The organism is Rhodococcus sp. WAY2, assembly GCF_009859915.1.
GTDB lineage: Bacteria > Actinomycetota > Actinomycetes > Mycobacteriales > Mycobacteriaceae > Rhodococcus_F > Rhodococcus_F oxybenzonivorans.
The window spans coordinates 6,223,334-6,240,173 of sequence record NZ_CP046572.1 but is presented as its reverse complement, the minus strand read 5'-3'; the positions used below and the strand labels follow the sequence as shown (position 1 = coordinate 6,240,173).

Here is a 16,840-nt window from a genome sequence, read left to right as displayed (position 1 = left end):
GAGACGTGCGCTTCTCCGGCCGAACCAGTCGGCCGGAGAAGCGCACGCCGGATAACGCTGCTACGTCACCCCACTCGAAAAGGGAGATCAGTCACGCGGCTTTTCCCGAAGCTCGTAGGCCTCGATGACGTCACCGACCTTGATGTCGGTGTAGGTGACCGTCAAACCGCACTCGTAACCCTCGCGTACCTCGACGACGTCGTCCTTCTCCCGCTTCAGCGAAGAGATGGTGACGGTCTCGGCGACAACCGTGTTGTCACGCAGCAGCCGGGCCTTTGCATTGCGACGGATGCTACCCGAGGTGACGAGGCAACCGGCAATGTTGCCGACCTTGGACGAGCGGAACATCGCACGGATCTCCGCCTTGCCCAGCTCGACCTCTTCGTAGATCGGCTTGAGCATGCCCTTGAGGGCCTTCTCGACCTCGTCGATTGCCTGGTAGATCACCGAGTAGTACCGGATGTCGACGCCCTCGCGGTTCGCCAACTCGGTCGCCTTGCCCTCGGCGCGGACGTTGAACCCGATGATGATCGCATTCGACGCAGCGGCCAGGTTGACGTTCGTCTCGGTGACGCCACCGACACCACGGTCGATGACGCGCAACTGCACCTCGTCGTCGATCTGGATGCCGTGCAGCGCCTCCTCGAGGGCCTCCACGGTTCCGGAGTTGTCACCCTTGAGGATGAGGTTGAGCTGCGACGTCTCCTTGAGGGCCGAATCGAGGTCCTCGAGGCTGATCCGCTTGCGGCTCTTCGCGGCCAGAGCGTTGCGCTTACGCGCATTGCGCCGGTCGGCGATCTGACGGGCGATGCGATCCTCGTCGACCACGAGCAGGTTGTCACCTGCACCGGGGACCGACGTGAAACCGACCACCTGCACGGGACGTGAGGGCATTGCCTCGAGTACGTCCTCGCCGTGCTCGTCGACCATCCGGCGCACACGGCCGTAGGCGTCGCCGGCGACGATCGAGTCACCGACCCGCAACGTTCCACGCTGGATGAGCACGGTCGCGACGGGTCCGCGTCCACGGTCGAGGTGCGCCTCGATGGCGACACCCTGTGCGTCCATATCCGGGTTGGCCCGCAGGTCGAGGGCAGCGTCCGCCGTCAACAGCACGGCGTCGAGCAGTGCATCGATGTTGGTGCCCTGCTTCGCCGAGATGTCGACGAACATGGTGTCTCCGCCGTATTCCTCGGCCACCAGCCCGTACTCGGTGAGCTGCTGCCGGATCTTGTCCGGGTTCGCGCCTTCCTTGTCGATCTTGTTCACCGCGACCACGATCGGCACGTCGGCCGCCTGGGCGTGGTTGATCGCTTCCACCGTCTGCGGCATGACGCCGTCGTCGGCGGCGACGACCAGGATCGCGAGGTCGGTGGCCTTGGCACCACGAGCACGCATGGCCGTGAAGGCCTCGTGACCGGGGGTGTCGATGAACGTCACGAGACGCTCGTTGCCGTCGAGCTCGGTGAGCACCTGGTAGGCACCGATGTGCTGCGTGATACCGCCGGCCTCGCCCTCACGGACATTGGCCTTACGGATCGTGTCGAGCAGGCGGGTCTTACCGTGGTCGACGTGGCCCATGACGGTGACCACCGGCGGACGGGACATGAGGTCCTCTTCGCCGCCTTCGTCTTCACCGTAGGTGAGGTCGAAGCTGTCGAGCAGCTCACGGTCCTCGTCCTCCGGGCTGACGACCTGGACGACGTAGTTCATCTCGCCGCCGAGCAGCTCGAGGGTCTCGTCGTTGACGGACTGGGTAGCCGTCACCATCTCACCGAGGTTGAACAGTGCCTGCACGAGGGCAGCCGGGTTCGCGTCGATCTTCTCCGCGAAGTCCGAAAGCGAAGCACCGCGAGCGAGGCGAATGGTCTCGCCGTTGCCACGCGGCAACCGCACGCCACCGACGGCGGGCGCCTGCATGGAGTCGTATTCCTGGCGCTTCTGACGCTTGGACTTGCGACCACGACGCGGGGCGCCACCGGGGCGACCGAACGCGCCCGCTGCTGCACCGCGCTGACCGGGGCGTCCACCGCCACCGGGACGGCCGCGGAAACCACCTGCGGGTGCGCCGCCACCGGGAGCACCGGCACCGGCACCGGGGGCACCGCCACCGCGGTAGCCACCGCCGCCGCCTGCACCGCCGGGACGCCCACCGGGAGCGCCGCCGGGACGGCCGGGACGGCCACCACCGGGTGCGGGACGAGCCGAGCGTGCCGGCATCGCGCCGGGGTTCGGACGAGGAGGCATCGAACCGGGACTCGGACGAGGTCCACCCTGACCGGGAGCCGGACGAGGACCGCCCTGGCCCGGAGCCGGACGAGGACCGCCCTGGCCCGGAGCCGGACGAGGTCCACCCTGACCCGGAGCCGGACGAGGTCCACCCTGACCCGGAGCCGGACGAGGACCGCCCTGGCCCGGAGCGGGTCGAGGAGCACCGGGACGCGGTGCGCCGGGAGCCGGACGCGGCGCCGGACGCTCGGCCGGAGCCGACGAGTACGGGTTGTTACCGACACGCGGAGGCTTGGGGCCCGGTCGCGGCCCACCCGGCTTTGCGCCGGTGGACGGAGCCGCGGACGCACTGGCGGCCGGAGCCGACGGCGCAGCGGGTGCCGGCGCGGCCGGAGCCGGGCGACCCGGCTTCGGCGCATTGCTGTTCGGTGCACTGCTTGTAGGTGCACTGCTGGTAGGAGCTGCCGGAGCCGCTGCTGCGGGCGCGGCCGGAGCCTGCGCCGCGGGCGTGGCTGCGGGAGCTGATGCAGCCGGCGCGGGTGCTGCCGGAGCCGGGGCTGCCGGCTTGGGGCCGGGACGGGGTCCGCCCGGCTTGGCCGACGTCGTCGACGGTGCGCTCGGCGCCGGCGCGCCGGGTTTTGCCGCCGGGCGTGCCGCTGAATCGGGCGACGAAGACTTCGGGAACGACTCCCGCAGACGTCGGGCAACGGGCGCCTCCACTGTGGAGGACGCCGACTTCACGAACTCGCCCTGCTCCTTGAGCGTTGCGAGTAGTTCTTTACTTGTGACACCGAGTTCTTTAGCCAACTCGTGCACGCGGGCCTTGCCTGCCACTGCTCTCCTCACTGATGAGGTCGAGCAGGAGGCTCCCCTGAGAGGGGCCCGCACGACCTCGGGTTATCTCCGATGGACGATCATCGCTGGTGCTTCACGGTGTGCTCATGAGTGCTTGTGCCTGTTCTGTTCGAGAGGTACTGCTCTGCGTGTGCGTTCTGCTCGTACCCAATGTTCGATCTCTGACGTATCCACACTTCCGGTGACTCGCAGCGCTCTGCCGAAGGCTCGGCGTCGCTCTGCGAGACTCAGGCAAGCCTGATCGGGGTGCAGCCACGCACCTCGTCCGGGAAGCCTACGTCGTGGGTCGGGAACGAGTATATGGCCTTGCGGCCCACTCTCACTTACCACGACCCTGAGCAGATCGAGAGCCAGCGCGCGCTCTCGACATCCAATGCACGTCCGTACCGGCGAACCGGCACTGACGCGCGTGAAATCCGGGAGCTCATGCTGAACCATTGACCACTCTACCGCCGACTCGCCCCGATCTCCGCATTCCACGCTCAACGAGTGGTCGCGGCGGGTCCGTCGGCCGACTCCGGGGTGGGCGCCGCATCGCTGCGGATGTCGATCCGCCAACCGGTCAGGCGCGCAGCAAGACGGGCATTCTGCCCTTCCTTGCCGATCGCGAGGGACAGCTGGAAGTCGGGGACGACGACTCGCGCCGCGCGCGCATCCGGATCCACCACTGTGACGGAGACCACTTTCGACGGCGACAACGCGTTGCCGACGAACCGGGCGGGATCTTCGTCGAAGTCGATGATGTCGATCTTCTCGCCGGCGAGTTCACTCATCACGTTCCGCACGCGCTGGCCCATCGGGCCGATACACGCTCCCTTCGCGTTGAGTCCGGAGACGCGCGACGCGACGGCGATCTTCGACCGGTGGCCCGCTTCCCGCGCCACGGCGATGATCTCTACCGACCCGTCCGCAATCTCCGGAACCTCGAGCGCGAACAACTTCCGGACGAGATTCGGGTGTGTCCGGGACAGGGTGATCTGTGGTCCGCGCTGCCCCCGCGACACCCCCACGACGTAGCACTTGAGACGCTCGCCGTGCTCGTAGTTCTCGCCGGGAACCTGCTCGGCGGGCGGTATCAGCCCCTCGGCACCGTTGGCCTCGCTGCCGATCCGCACGACGACCATGCCTCGGGAATTCGCCCGCGTGTCGCGCTGGATGACACCGCCGACGATCTCACCCTCGTGGGTGGAGTACTCACCGAAGCTCCGCTCGTGCTCGGCGTCGCGCAGGCGCTGAAGGATGACCTGGCGCGCGGTAGTCGCCGCGATGCGGCCGAAGCCCTCCGGGGTGTCGTCCCACTCCTCGCCGACCATGTTGCCGTCCGCGTCGACGTCGTGCGCCATCACGCGCACGATGCCGCTTTTCGTATCGACGTCGATCCGCGCATGATTCTTGTGGCCCTCGGTGTGCCGATAGGCCGTCAGCAGCGCCGTCTGGATCGTCGAGATGACGGTTTCGATCGAAATGCCTTTGTCAGCCTCGATGGCGCGCAACGCCGCAATGTCGATATTCACTTGTCCAACTCCTCTACTACTTCTTCCTCTTCCGATATATCGGAGTCGGACGGCGACACCCGACCCTCGGGTATTCCACCTGCGAGCTCCAACTCTCGCGGGTCAGGCTTCGAAAACTCCACCTGCACAATGGCTTTCTCGATGTCCGACACGGACACTCGGCGAACCTCCGGCCCGGAGCGCGACCCGATCACCACCTCGACTGCGTCGTCGTCCCACCGACCGATACGGCCCACGACGGTCTCGTTCGGAAGGTCGATGCGCACCTTCCGGCCGCGTGCCCGGCGCCAGTGCCGCTCATGTGTGAGCGGCCGGTCGATACCGGGAGAAGTGACCTCGAGCGTGTACGGAGTCTCCCCGAAGTCGGGAACCGAGTCGAAGACCTCCGAGATCGTGTGACTCAGGCGCGCCACGGCATCGAGCTCGAGCCCGGCGTCGCTGTCCACCATGATCCGGACCGCGCTGTGCTTGCCCGCAAGGTTGACGGCAACGTCCTCCAAGTCGTAACCCTGGCTGTGCACCAGGTCGGAGATGAGCTCCGTCACCCTCTCCTTGGATGGAACCGGCATCGGGAAAGCTCCTCGTTTCAGTTGTCGTTCGTCGGGCGGGTCGTTCGTCGGAAGTCCGGGGCTGCAGCGTCACGTGCTGGGCGCACGCGGCACCGCTACCCGTTCCGACGGGTTCGGGCATCTAAGAGTAACGCCGATCGGAGGCTTCCGTGACCAGCACCGCTCGCCGATTCCCGGCTTCGCCACCCGACCTGGCACCATGGACCGGTGCTCACGCCCACCGCCTCCCGACCGCCGACGTTCGGCCCGGCCGTGTCCCGGCGCGCCGCTCTCCGGCTCGCAGCAGTCTCCGCCGTCGGTGCCACCGGTGTCGCTCTCCTGGCGGGGTGCACCGAGGACACGAACGACCGGGCAGAGGTCGATTCCCTCGTCGCCCAGTCGCAGCTGGCCCGACGTGATGCCGCAGGCGCTGCGGCCGCGATCGCACTGCACCCCGACCGCAGCGCCGCGCTCGACCTCGTCCGCGTCCAACGCACCGCGCACGCAGACGCGTTGGACGCCGAAATAGCTAGAGCTGCAGGAACTTATCCGGACGGAACGACGCCGACCACCTCGCCGTCCGCGTCCGCGGCACCGACCGCGCCGGCTCCCCCGCCGACATTGGATCAGCTACGCGCCGAACTCGCCGAGTCCCAGCGCAGTGCAGCTGATTCGGCGCGGACTCTGAGTGGCTACCGCGCCGGGCTGTCGGCGTCCATCAGCGCCGCGTGCGCCACCTACCTGGCGGTGGTGCTGTCGTGACCGCTCCTACCGAATCCGAGGGGCGGAGTCTCGCCGACGCACTCGCCGCCGAGCATGCCGCAGTATTCGCCTACGGGGTGGTCGCTGCATTCTCCAATCCGGTTCGTGCGGATCAGGTGGCTGCCGGCGCCGCGGGCCACCGTGCACGCCGCGACGCCCTGATCGACACGTTGACGGCCGCAGAGTTGACGGCCCCGGCCGCCGAGGCGGGTTATACCCTGCCGTTCCAGGTCACCGACCCTGTCTCGGCGGCCCAGCTCGCCGCACGAGTAGAGGCCGATACCGCCATCGCCTGGCGCGCTGTCGTCGAGCACGGCGAGACGGAGGACACGCGGTCGCTGGGTGTGGCCGCGCTGACGGAGTCGGCGATCCGGGAGGCGGGCTGGCGTCACGCGCTCGGAACCAACCCCACGACAGCGGTCTTCCCCGGCCAACCGTAAACCCGCCCAGGTTCCCGACAACGCGGTTCCCGGCCACCGGGATGCGCACACCCACGCGGCTCGTTTCGGCCTAGCGTCTCAGCCAGGCCACTGGTGAACGAGAGGACGACGGCGTGGACGATCGCTCGATGGAACGGCGTCTGGACGATCTCGAGAGGGTCGAGGCCATCAAGGCGCTGAAGTACCGGTACTGGCGCGCCTGTGACGGAAAGGATCCGGACGCGTTCCGGGCCTGCTTCGTCTCGTCGGGCGCGTCGATCGACTTCGGCGTCCTCGGCCGGTTCGACGACGCTGACCGCATCACCCAGGTGTTCACGGACATCGCCCTACGGGAAGTGGACGGTCGGCCGGTCATCGTCGACATGCATCACGGCTTTCATCCCCACATCGAGTTGCACGGCGAGACCGAGGCGTCCGGCGCGTGGACGCTGGCTTTCCGTCAAGTCGATCTGCTCCACGGTACGGAGACGGTGTCCTCCGGCGAGTACGACGACGACTATCGGGTCGAGAACGGTGAATGGCGAATGTCGCGGTGCCACTACAGCGTGAGATGGTCGATAACCCGTCCGCTCACTTCGGACACGGTGGTGGTGCAGTGACCGCCCGCGTTGCCTTGGTCACCGGGGCGAGCCGCGGCGTCGGCAAGGGTGTGGCCACGGCTCTGGGTGCGGCGGGATGGACGGTGTACCTGACCGGCCGGGGCCCCGCACCGGAAGGCAGCCCACTGGTTGCCGCTGCCGAGACGGTCTCCGACTCCGGCGGCACCGGAGTCGCCGTTGCGTGCGATCACCGGAACGACGACGAGGTGCGGACCCTGTTCCGGCGCATCGCCGACGAGCAGGGTGGCCGGCTCGACCTGCTGGTCAACAACGTGTGGGCGAGTCCGCCAGGGTTCGGGGGATTCAGCACTCCCTTCTGGGAGCGTCCGCTCGACGACTGGGACTCCCTCATCGGCGTCGGATTGCGGGCGCACTATGTTTCGTCCGTGGAGGCTGCCCGGCTGATGGTTCCGCGGCGCCGCGGCCTGATCGCCAACATCTCGTCGTTCGGCACCCGGAGCCACCTTCATTCCGTCCTCTACGGCATGTCGAAGGCGGGGCTGGACAAGATGGCCAGTGACATGGCCGTCGAGCTGGCGCCGCACGACGTGCGGACGGTGTCCGTGTGGCCGGGGATCGTTCAGACGGAGATGATCCTCGCCAGCGGTGTAGACAGCATCGCGGGATTTCCTGTCGCGGACGCCGAGTCGCCGCATTTCGTCGGCCAGGTGATCTGCGGGCTCGTCGACGATCCGTCCCTCTCCGACCGCAGCGGTCACACCTTCGTGACCGCGGAACTCGCGCGCGAGTACGGAATCACCGACACGAACGGCCGCACCCCGCCGTCCCACCGGGCGGCGTTCGGCGGCGGACCCGTCTTCTGAACCGCCGCTGTCGATGCGACCGACACCGCAAGCACCCCGCCGCACTTGATCTTGCTCAGCACACCCGCGGCGGGGCAGGATAGGAACGTGCCGAAGGGTTGTCGCCGTGGACCGAGACACTGAATCTCGTCTGAGCTATTCCGATCGGGAAGGTCACCACCACACCGTGGACCTCTCCCTCGAATCGCCGCGCGTCACCATCGGACGATCGCCGGGTTCCGACCTCCCCCTCACCGAAGACGATGAGGTGTCACGACTCCACGCCGTGGTCGAATGCGTGGGCTCGCACTGGACCATTCTCGACGACGGACTGTCCCGTAACGGCACCTTCGTCAACGGCGAACGCCTCGCCGGACGGCGGCGACTACGGCAGGGCGACAGCATCCGCATCGGTGCCACCCGAATCCGCTATCAGGAGTTCGGCGGCGGACCCGACGAGGCAACCCGGATGGGCACCGACATGCCCGACGTCCGGTCTCTCACGGAGACGCAGCGCGGCGTGCTCACGGCGTTGTGCCGGCCCTACAAGCACGGTGCCGCCTTCGCGAATCCGGCGTCGAATCAACAGATTGCCGAGGAGCTCTTCCTCAGCGTCGATGCGATCAAGACGCATTTGAGGACATTGTTCGCAAAGTTCGGGGTCGGGGATCTGCCGCAGAATCAGAAGCGCGTTCGCCTGGCGGAGCGGGCGATGCGCAGCGGCATCATCAACGAACGCGATCTCTGATCAGCCGACCGCCATCAGTTCACGGCCGGAGGCGGCGGGCACGGTGTGCGCAATCCGCTCGACGAGCCCGATGATCGCGGCTGCCACATCGGCTGCACGTTCGAGAATGACGGAGTGTCCCGCCCCGTCGACACTGACCAATTGCGATGCGGGCAGCAGCGACGCCATGGCAGCGGAGTGCTGGAACGGTGTGAGCATGTCCACCGAGCCGCAGAGGACCAACGACGGGATATGCGCGAGAGCCGCGAGGGAGGCGCGCTCGTCGAAGCCGAGCAGCGACTCGAGGAAGCTGGACATCGTCACCACGGAGGTCGTGTTGACCATGGCGGCCACCAGAGCGGCGAGCCGCGGGTCGACGGGCCGATTACGTACCTCCGCCGCTTTCGCCAGTGCAGTACCGACTGTCCGGCCGAGCTTTTTCGATCCGTGCACGACCCGCGGCGCCCGCCGGACAGCGCTGCGAAGCAACGACACTGCCGGACTGCGCAGATGGCGGGCGAGGCCCGCCTCGGCGAGATCGTATGCGGCGGTCGATATCAGGGCCATCCCGACGATGCGCGAACCGATCGTGTGCGGATTCTGCCGCGCATACGACAACGCGGTCATTCCTCCCATCGAGTGTCCGACGAGAACGATCGGACCCCGGGGCGCCACCGCGTTCAGCACCGAACCGAGATCGCGACCGAGTTGGTCGATGGTATACGTCGACGCAGGGGCTTCTCCGGACTCGCCGTGCCCGCGATGATCGTAGAAGACCATGCGCACCTCGTTGCGCCAGAAGCGGACCAACTGCTTGCGCAGCGCCCACCAGGATTCGGTGCGGAGGCAATGCCCGTGGACGAACACCACCGTGGTCGGCGCATCGGGTGACCCGAACTCTCGCACCGCAAGAGGAATCCCGTCTTCGGTCCGGACCGTGAGCCGGCGACCATCGTGCTCGGATGAAACCGGGGTGTTCGACATGAGGGCCTCCTCGGTATCTTCGCTCGGGACGGGTGGAGTGTTACCGCTCCTCGACTGATGTCCACCTTGCCGTCCGGCAACCGAACCCTCCAGCACCCTCAGAGGTGGCGCTCGCCCCCGAAGGTGTCGTCATTTACACCCTTGGTGGGGATGACGACATGGCGAAGCCCCCTCGGAGAGGGGGCTTCCGGGACAATCGTCCACGCCGCTCGATCAGCTCGAGTCACCACCCGCGGGACCGGCTTCGATCGTCCGATGCTCACCGGCACCGAGGCTGGATACTTCGATCCGGCGCGGTTTCGCCCGTTCGGCGACCGGGATGGTCACACTCAGCACCCCGTTCTCGTACGACGCCGAAATCTTGTCGGAGTCGATACCTTCGCCCAGCGAAAGCTGCCTCCGGAATGTACCGGTGAACCGTTCCGAGGCGATCCACTGCACGTTCTCCTCGGATTGAGCGCTCCGATGAGCCGTCAGCGTGAGCGTCCCGTTGTCGACACTGACGTCGACCGATCCCGGATCGACACCGGGCAGGTCGGCGTGCAGAACATAGTGGTCGTCGACCTTGTACAGATCCATCGGCATGAATCGCGGCACCCGGGCGGAACCGACCGGAGTGCCGAGCATGCTCTTCGTCATGGATTCGAGATCACTGAAGGGGTCGAAGCGAAGCACAGCAACACACCTCCCACGTCTCCAACGGTGCCCGCCACCGCGGCGGACATCCACCATCACTGTGCACTTGAAAATTTAGCACTCGACACCCGAGAGTGCCAGCATGAATTCGTTCGAAAAATCGGCACCCGCTGGTGCCGGTCCACCGCGAAAACGGCACCCGCCGAGCGCAACCCGTAGCTGCGGCATTCCACGTGAATGTCGGCGAGTGTCTCTGCCACACCAGAATGCACTGCCTACACCACCTCGGCCAGCCACCCTGGGATGGCCATCCCACACCCCTGCCGCACGACCGACGTCGCCACCACCGACCGTCGAAGGCCGCGACCAACCCCTACGGGCTCATCTCGTAGGCGCCGTCGTAACTCTCCAGCTGCGTCCACACTCGCGAGAATCGCTCGGCGTCCACGACCGGACGCCGGATCGCACCGAGCGCCCACTTCTGCTGCCCTTCGGTTGCGGACGACTTTCCGTGCAGCGCAACGGCGTAGCCGGAGAAGTCCCGAATCTGGAAGTGGAAGATCTGGTCGATCAGTTCGTGGTTCAGGTGAAGGATGTCCGCCTGCTCGAGGATCAGCTGCCCATAGACGACGAGCGAGAACAGGTGACCGAGGTCGAGGAGGAAATCGAGATCCTTCTGCTGCGCCGCATCGGGCGGAGCGGTGGTGAGCAGTTCCCGCAATGCGGTTGCCTGCTCGTAGAACCGGGCCACGTTGGGAATGTCCGAGTGCGCCTCGTATGCCTTCGTCCAATCGTGGAACCGGATCTTGCCCGCGCCGCGGGTCGGGCCCTGAGCCCAGAAGAAGGTGTCGTCGACGGCGTCGAGCCGGATGCCGATCTCCGGGTACTCCGCGGGGTTGAGCAGGTAGTTCGGCATGAACTTCAGAATGAGTCCGACGTTGACGTGCACAGTCCCCTCGAGCTTCGGCAGGGTGCCGATCAGCTGAGCCGCCTCCCGGAAGTAGGTGTTCTTCTCGTACCCCTTCGCCGCGATCACGTCGTGCAGTAGCGCGATCACCTTCTCCCCTTCGGAGGTGACCTTCGCCTTCGTCATCGGGTTGAACAGCAGGTACCGGCGATCGTCGAGACTCGCGCTGCGGAAATAGTCGACTGCGCGGGCACTGAAGAGCTTCATCGCGATCAACCGGCTGTAGGCGTCGACGAAGTTTCCGCGCACGTGCGGAAAGTCGGTGACCGGGTTGCCGTACAGGACCCTGTTGTGGGCATGGGTGATCGACTCGTAGAAGGCGTGCTCGGAGATTCCGATCGACCCGGTGCACAGATTGAATTTCCCGACGTTGACGGTGTTCAGTGCCGCCTCGAACGCCGCCACTCCGGTGTGCAGGATGTCCTCCTCGCGCACCGGGTACTCCTCGAGCCGGAAAGTGCTGACATACATCTGCCCGTGCACCACGTTGCCCGCGAGATGGTAGGCGGGATGCCTGCTGTCGGCGACGAAGAAGACGTACCCGTCGCTGCCCTCGACGTCGGTGCGGCGTCCGAACACCGACACCATGCCGGCGACGTTGCCGTTGCCGATGTAGTACTTGTCGCCGGTCGCGGCAAAGGCGAGGTCTCGGTCCGGAGAGGGTGTGAGAAGCATGTCCGTCGAGTAGACGTCGGCGCCGTGTGCCTTCTCCGACAGACCGAAACCCAGCACCCCGCCCTCGTCGAGGAGACGGGCGGCGCGTTCCTTCGCCGCCCGGTTTGCACTCATCCAGATCGGACCGAGCCCCAGTACTGTCACCTGCCACGCGTACCAGTACGCCAGCCCGTAGAACCCGAAAATTTCGCTCAGCGCGGCGTTGCGCGCGGCGTCCCAGCGCTTGTCCGGGTTGCCGTCCGCGAGTTCGGCAGGAGTCAGGAAGGTCGCGAACAGCTTCTCCCGTTTCACGAACTCCAGGAATTCGGCCGGCCATACCGCCCCGAGATCGTCCTCGAGCAGCCTCTTCTTACCCCGCGCCTCGAACCAGTCGATCAGCGACCGCAGTTGCCGTCGCGTCTCGGGGTCGAAATGCTCGGGGTCGTAGGAAGTCGGGTCGAACAGCAGCGAGTTCGTCACAGCGGGCCTTTCGTCCGGACGTGTCAGGCCAAGCTAACAGTCGAGACGAAAGGCGCGCGGCGATTTGATCAGCCCCTGACGGTCTGCACGATCTCGCTCAACGCGGACTCGGCGGCAACCTCACGACTCTCGCCGGTGAAGCGATCGCGGACCTCCACCTTTCCCTCACCCCAGCCGCGCCCGACCACCACGACCAGTGGCACGCCGAGCAGCTCGGAGTCCTTGAATTTCACGCCGGGCGAAGCCTTACGGTCGTCGAGAATGACCTCGAGTCCGGCCTTGTCGAGTTGTGCCGCGAGCCCCTCCGCACCCTCACGCGCGGTGTCGTCCTTGTTGGCGATCACTACGTGCACGTCTGCGGGAGACACCTCCGCCGGCCAGCGCAAACCCTTGTCGTCGTGGTGCTGTTCCGCGATCACGGCGACGAGGCGGGACACGCCGACACCGTAGGAGCCCATCGTGGGCCGGACGGGCTTGCCGTTCTCGCCCAGAACGTCGACGGAGAACACATCCGTGTACTTACGACCGAGCTGGAAGACGTGGCCGATCTCGATGCCACGGGCAGCCACCAGGGCACCGGCGCCGTCCGGCGACGGGTCCCCGTCTCGAACCTCCGCCGCCTCGATAGTGCCGTCCGGGGTGAAGTCGCGGCCGGCGACGAGACCCACCACGTGCTTACCCTGCTCGTCGGCGCCGGTGATCCAGCTCGTGCCGTCGACCACCCGGGGGTCCACGAGGTAGCGAACACCATTCTCCTGCAGAGCCTTCGGTCCGACGTACCCCTTCACGAGGAACGGGTTGGCCTCGAAATCGGCCTCGTTGAGCATTTCGAACTCCGCCGGCTCCAAGGACGCGCCGAGGCGCTTGTCGTCGATCTCTCGGTCACCGGGGATGCCGATTCCGAGCAACTGCCACTTGCCGCCGGGCTGCCGGGTCTTGACCAGGATGTTCTTCAACGTGTCGGCGGCCGTCACGGTCCGGCCGAGGTCGGCCCCGTTGGCCCAGTCGACGAGCGTCGCGATGGTCGGTGTGTCCGGCGTGTCGTGCACCTGCGCGGGGGGAAGCCCGTCGAAGGGAATGGGCTCGGGCGCCAGTGTCTCGACCGCTTCGACGTTGGCGGCGTAGCCCGACTCGAGGCAGCGGACGTAGGTGTCCTCGCCGATCTCGCTTTCCGCCAGGAACTCTTCGGACGCACTTCCGCCCATAGCGCCCGAAGTGGCCGACACGATCACATACTTCACACCGAGACGGGTGAAGATCTTCTCGTAGGCGTCCCGGTGGGCCTGATATGAGGCGATGAGACCGTCATCGGTGAGGTCGAAGGAGTACGAGTCCTTCATGATGAATTCGCGACCACGGAGAATCCCGGCGCGGGGGCGCTCCTCGTCGCGGTATTTGGTCTGCACCTGGTAGAGGGTGACCGGGAAGTCTTTGTAGGAGTTGTACTCACCCTTGACGGTGAGGGCGAACAGCTCCTCGTGAGTGGGGCCCAGCAGATAGTCGCCGCCCTTGCGGTCCTTGAGGCGGAAGAGCCCGTCGCCGTACTCGGTCCAGCGGTTGGAGGCCTCGTAGGGTTCGCGCGGCAGAAGCGCGGGGAGGGAAATCTCCTGGCCGCCGATCGCGTTCATCTCTTCCCGCACCACCCGCTCGACCTCACGCAGCACGCGCAGACCCAACGGCAGCCACGAGTACACACCGGGCGCGATACGCCGTACGTAGCCGGCACGGACCAGCAGCTTGTGGCTCGGAACCTCGGCGTCGGCGGGGTCGTCACGCAAGGTGCGGAGGAACAGGTGGGAGAGGCGGGTAATCACGGGTCATCAGAATAGTCCGCTGGTAGCCGCACCACTGCGTCGGCACGGCTTCGGCATCGATGAAAGGGCCGATCGGTAGGGTCTCCACCGTGCTGGTGTTGCTTCCTCCTTCAGAAACCAAGTCCGATGGTGGCGCCGACGCCCCCCTCGACCTGGCCGAGCTGTCCATGCCGCAGCTCACCGACACTCGTGAGGTGCTGGTGTCGGCGCTGGCGGCCCTCGCCGCCGATGCGGAGGCGTCGCAGGAGGCCCTGGGCCTCGGCCCGACGCAGGCCGAGGAGATCGAGCGGAACGCCAAGCTGTGGGTGTCGCCGACCCGACCGGCGTTGGAGCGATATACCGGCGTCCTGTTCGACGCGCTCGACGCGAAGTCGTTCACCAAGGCACAGAAGTCGAAGGCGCTCTCGCGCCTCGCGATGGGATCGGCACTGTTCGGCGCGGTGCGCGCGGGTGACCTGATCCCCGCCTACCGGTTGTCCGGCGGGTCGAAGCTGCCCGGTCTGGGGACCCTCCGGTCGTTGTGGAAGCCGGAATTGAGCCGCGCGATCACGGCGGAAGCGGATGGCCTCGTCGTTGATCTGCGATCCGGGACGTATCAGCAGCTCGGACCGATTCCGGACGCGGTGATCGCCACCGTGCTCACCGAGAAGCCGGACGGCACCCGCACCGTCGTGAGCCATTTCAACAAACACCACAAGGGGCTGCTCGCCCGCGCACTCACCCTTTCCCGCGCCGAACCCCAGGACGTGCGCGGCGTCGCCCGCGTGGCGTCGAAGGCCGGACTCCGCGTCGAGGTCGCCTCGAAGCGGGAGTTGATCATCCTCACCGACTAACCCCTGTGAGTACTTGTCAACCGCGGGCGGTTGACAAGTACTCACGGGGGTCTACTCCGGTTTGACGGCCAGGACGGGCTTGCGGCAGGACAGCAGCAGGCGTTGCGCAGTGCTCCCCATCAGCAGCTTCCCGACGGGGGTGCGGTCGCGGATACCGATGACGAGCAGCTCGGCGGTCGGTGCTGTCGTCGCCTCGATGATGACGTCGACCACCTCGTCGCCGACGATTTGCCGGACCTCGTGTTCGACACCGCTGTCCGCGAGCTTCTCTTCCAGTTTCTGCAGCTGCGTGTGGTCGGCGAACGACTGATCCGCAAGAGCGTCGCCCTTCGAGGAGTTGATCACCACCAGCGACGTCCGGCGCAGCCGTGCTTCTGCGAGGCCGTGGTCGAGGGCTGCCTCTCCGTACCGGTCCGGGGTGTAACCGACGACGATCATGCGTGCGCCTTCTCTCTGGTGTCCGGGGAGTCGTCAGCGGACGGTCCCTCCGGGAGGTCGAGTGTGGGGACGGGAAGCCGCGAACGGACGAACTTCGCGACGAGCGGGGCGAGAAGCAGAAGCGCGATGATCACGTAGACGATGATTGCCACCGGCTCGGTGAACAGACTTCCCCAGTCGCCTCCACCGAGTTGCAGACTCTGCCGCAGTTGCCGTTCGATGCGCGGACCGAGGATGACACCGATGATCAGTGGCAGCACGGGCAATCCGAATCTGCGCATCATCAAACCCATCAGGCCGAAGACCAAAAGCAGCGCCAGGTCCAGCCACTGCAGGTTCACGGCGAAGGCGCCGAGTGCAGCGAAGAACAAGATTCCCGCATACAGGTAGGGGCGCGGGGTGCGGAGCAGCTTGGCCCACAGCGGCGCGAGCGGCAGGTTCAGGACGAGCAGGAGGAAGTTGCCGATGAACAGGCTGGCGATCAACGTCCAGATGAGAAGCGGTTCCTTCTCGAACAGGGTCGGTCCGGGCTGGATTCCGTACGAGACGAAGGCGGTGAGCATGACAGCCGCGGTCGCGTTGGTGGGCAGACCGAGCGACAGCATGGGCACGAGCGTGCCCGCCGCGGAGGCGTTGTTGGCCGCCTCGGGGCCCGCGACCCCTTCGATGGCGCCCTTGCCGAATTCGTCCTTGTGCTTCGAGAGCTTCTTCTCGGTGATGTAGGACAGGAAGGTGGGGAGTTCGGCGCCACCGGCGGGGAGTGCGCCGAACGGGAATCCGTACGCGGTCCCTCGCAGCCATGGCTTCCACGACCGCTTCCAGTCCTTCTTGCCCATCCACGGCCGGCCGACCGGAATGACCTCGGCCGGTCGGCGGCGCAGGTGCGCCGCCACCCAGAGGGCTTCACCGAGCGCAAAGACTGCGACTGCCACGACGACGATATCGATGCCGTCGGACAGCTGCGGGATTCCGAACGTGGCGCGCGGTTGCCCTGTGAGGAAATCGATCCCGACCAGCCCGATCGCGAGCCCGAGCAGGAGGGAGATGCATCCACGAAGCTTCGAGCTTCCCAGCACCGCCGTGACGGCAACGAGGGCGAGCAGCATGATAGCGAGATACGAAGGGGCACCCAAGGTTACAGCGAAACTCGAGACCGCGGGGGCGAAGAGTACGAGCAGCATCGTGCCGATCGATCCGGCGACGAAGGAACCGATCGCCGCGGTCGCCAGAGCCTGCGCCGCTCGTCCTGCCCTCGCCATCTTGTTGCCTTCGATGGCCGTGATGACCGAGGACGACTCCCCCGGGGTGTTCAGCAGAATGGATGTAGTCGAGCCGCCGTACATTCCGCCGTAGTAGATGCCGGCGAACATGATGAAGGCGGCGCTCGGACTGACGTTGTAGGTGACGGGGAGCAGGAGCGCCACGGTCATGGCGGGGCCGATGCCGGGAAGGACACCGACAGCGGTACCGAGCAGGACGCCCAGGCATGCGTAGAGGAGGTTCATCGGGGTGGCTGCCTGCTCGAACCCCTGCAGCAGCCAGTTCAGATTGTCCATG

16 protein-coding genes are annotated in these 16,840 nt (G+C 66.5%); 6 read left to right on the top strand and 10 right to left on the bottom strand.

Features of this window, described 5'->3' with window-relative positions; genetic code table 11:
- Positions 1-87: 87 nt before the first annotated feature.
- The 4 genes from infB to rimP form a co-directional block, all read right to left on the bottom strand.
- Positions 88-3,063 (bottom strand): translation initiation factor IF-2, encoded by a 2,976-nt coding sequence (gene infB, locus GFS60_RS28095; RefSeq protein WP_159926257.1) that lies wholly within the window; start codon positions 3,061-3,063, stop codon positions 88-90.
- A gap of 105 nt (positions 3,064-3,168) precedes the next feature.
- Positions 3,169-3,522 carry a YlxR family protein gene (locus tag GFS60_RS28090; protein WP_159926255.1) on the bottom strand — a complete coding sequence of 118 codons (354 nt, stop codon included), beginning with the start codon at positions 3,520-3,522 and terminating at the stop codon, positions 3,169-3,171.
- Positions 3,523-3,566: 44 nt separating this feature from the next.
- Positions 3,567-4,598 carry a transcription termination factor NusA gene (nusA, locus tag GFS60_RS28085; protein ID WP_159926253.1) on the bottom strand — a complete coding sequence of 344 codons (1,032 nt, stop codon included), beginning with the start codon at positions 4,596-4,598 and terminating at the stop codon, positions 3,567-3,569.
- Positions 4,595-5,167, bottom strand: coding sequence for a ribosome maturation factor RimP (rimP, locus tag GFS60_RS28080; protein ID WP_159926251.1), 573 nt, complete (start codon positions 5,165-5,167; stop codon positions 4,595-4,597). The genes nusA and rimP overlap by 4 nt, the downstream gene beginning before the upstream one ends.
- Before the next feature lie 207 nt (positions 5,168-5,374).
- On the opposite strand from rimP, the gene GFS60_RS28075 reads away from it, so the two are divergent.
- The 5 genes from GFS60_RS28075 (at position 5,375) to GFS60_RS28055 (ending at position 8,498) form a co-directional block, all read left to right on the top strand.
- On the top strand, positions 5,375-5,908 hold the full coding sequence (locus GFS60_RS28075) for a hypothetical protein (protein ID WP_159926249.1): 534 nt from the start codon (positions 5,375-5,377) through the stop codon (positions 5,906-5,908).
- Positions 5,905-6,348, top strand: coding sequence for a ferritin-like domain-containing protein (locus GFS60_RS28070; RefSeq protein WP_159926247.1), 444 nt, complete (start codon positions 5,905-5,907; stop codon positions 6,346-6,348). Before GFS60_RS28075 ends, GFS60_RS28070 begins: the two co-directional genes overlap by 4 nt.
- Positions 6,349-6,461: 113 nt before the next feature.
- The gene (locus tag GFS60_RS28065; protein ID WP_159926246.1) at positions 6,462-6,947 is read left to right on the top strand and encodes a nuclear transport factor 2 family protein; all 486 of its coding nucleotides are present in this window, start codon (positions 6,462-6,464) and stop codon (positions 6,945-6,947) included.
- Complete coding sequence (locus GFS60_RS28060; RefSeq protein WP_159926244.1) at positions 6,944-7,771, top strand: SDR family NAD(P)-dependent oxidoreductase; 828 nt, start codon at positions 6,944-6,946, stop codon at positions 7,769-7,771. Before GFS60_RS28065 ends, GFS60_RS28060 begins: the two co-directional genes overlap by 4 nt.
- 106 nt (positions 7,772-7,877) lie before the next feature.
- A complete protein-coding gene (locus tag GFS60_RS28055; protein ID WP_159926242.1) occupies positions 7,878-8,498 on the top strand; it encodes an FHA domain-containing protein in 621 nt (206 codons plus the stop codon).
- Here the strand turns inward: GFS60_RS28055 and GFS60_RS28050 are convergent, their stop codons facing one another.
- From GFS60_RS28050 to GFS60_RS28035, 4 genes are all read right to left on the bottom strand, one after another.
- A complete protein-coding gene (locus GFS60_RS28050; protein WP_159926240.1) occupies positions 8,499-9,461 on the bottom strand; it encodes an alpha/beta fold hydrolase in 963 nt (320 codons plus the stop codon). It abuts the gene before it with no gap.
- Between the two features lie 213 nt (positions 9,462-9,674).
- Positions 9,675-10,136 carry an Hsp20/alpha crystallin family protein gene (locus GFS60_RS28045; protein ID WP_159926238.1) on the bottom strand — a complete coding sequence of 154 codons (462 nt, stop codon included), beginning with the start codon at positions 10,134-10,136 and terminating at the stop codon, positions 9,675-9,677.
- A 334-nt stretch (positions 10,137-10,470) separates the two neighbouring features.
- Positions 10,471-12,198: an acyl-CoA dehydrogenase family protein gene (locus tag GFS60_RS28040; protein ID WP_159926236.1), complete on the bottom strand. Its 1,728-nt coding sequence runs from the start codon at positions 12,196-12,198 to the stop codon at positions 10,471-10,473.
- A gap of 68 nt (positions 12,199-12,266) precedes the next feature.
- Complete coding sequence (locus GFS60_RS28035) at positions 12,267-14,012, bottom strand: proline--tRNA ligase (protein ID WP_159926234.1); 1,746 nt, start codon at positions 14,010-14,012, stop codon at positions 12,267-12,269.
- An 89-nt stretch (positions 14,013-14,101) separates the two neighbouring features.
- On the opposite strand from GFS60_RS28035, the gene yaaA reads away from it, so the two are divergent.
- On the top strand, positions 14,102-14,845 hold the full coding sequence (gene yaaA, locus GFS60_RS28030; RefSeq protein WP_159926232.1) for a peroxide stress protein YaaA: 744 nt from the start codon (positions 14,102-14,104) through the stop codon (positions 14,843-14,845).
- A 51-nt stretch (positions 14,846-14,896) separates the two neighbouring features.
- Here yaaA and GFS60_RS28025 read toward each other — a convergent pair whose 3' ends face one another.
- Positions 14,897-15,283 (bottom strand): universal stress protein, encoded by a 387-nt coding sequence (locus GFS60_RS28025; RefSeq protein ID WP_159926230.1) that lies wholly within the window; start codon positions 15,281-15,283, stop codon positions 14,897-14,899.
- Positions 15,280-16,839 (bottom strand): tripartite tricarboxylate transporter permease, encoded by a 1,560-nt coding sequence (locus GFS60_RS28020; protein WP_159926228.1) that lies wholly within the window; start codon positions 16,837-16,839, stop codon positions 15,280-15,282. Before GFS60_RS28020 ends, GFS60_RS28025 begins: the two co-directional genes overlap by 4 nt.
- Position 16,840: the final 1 nt, after the last annotated feature.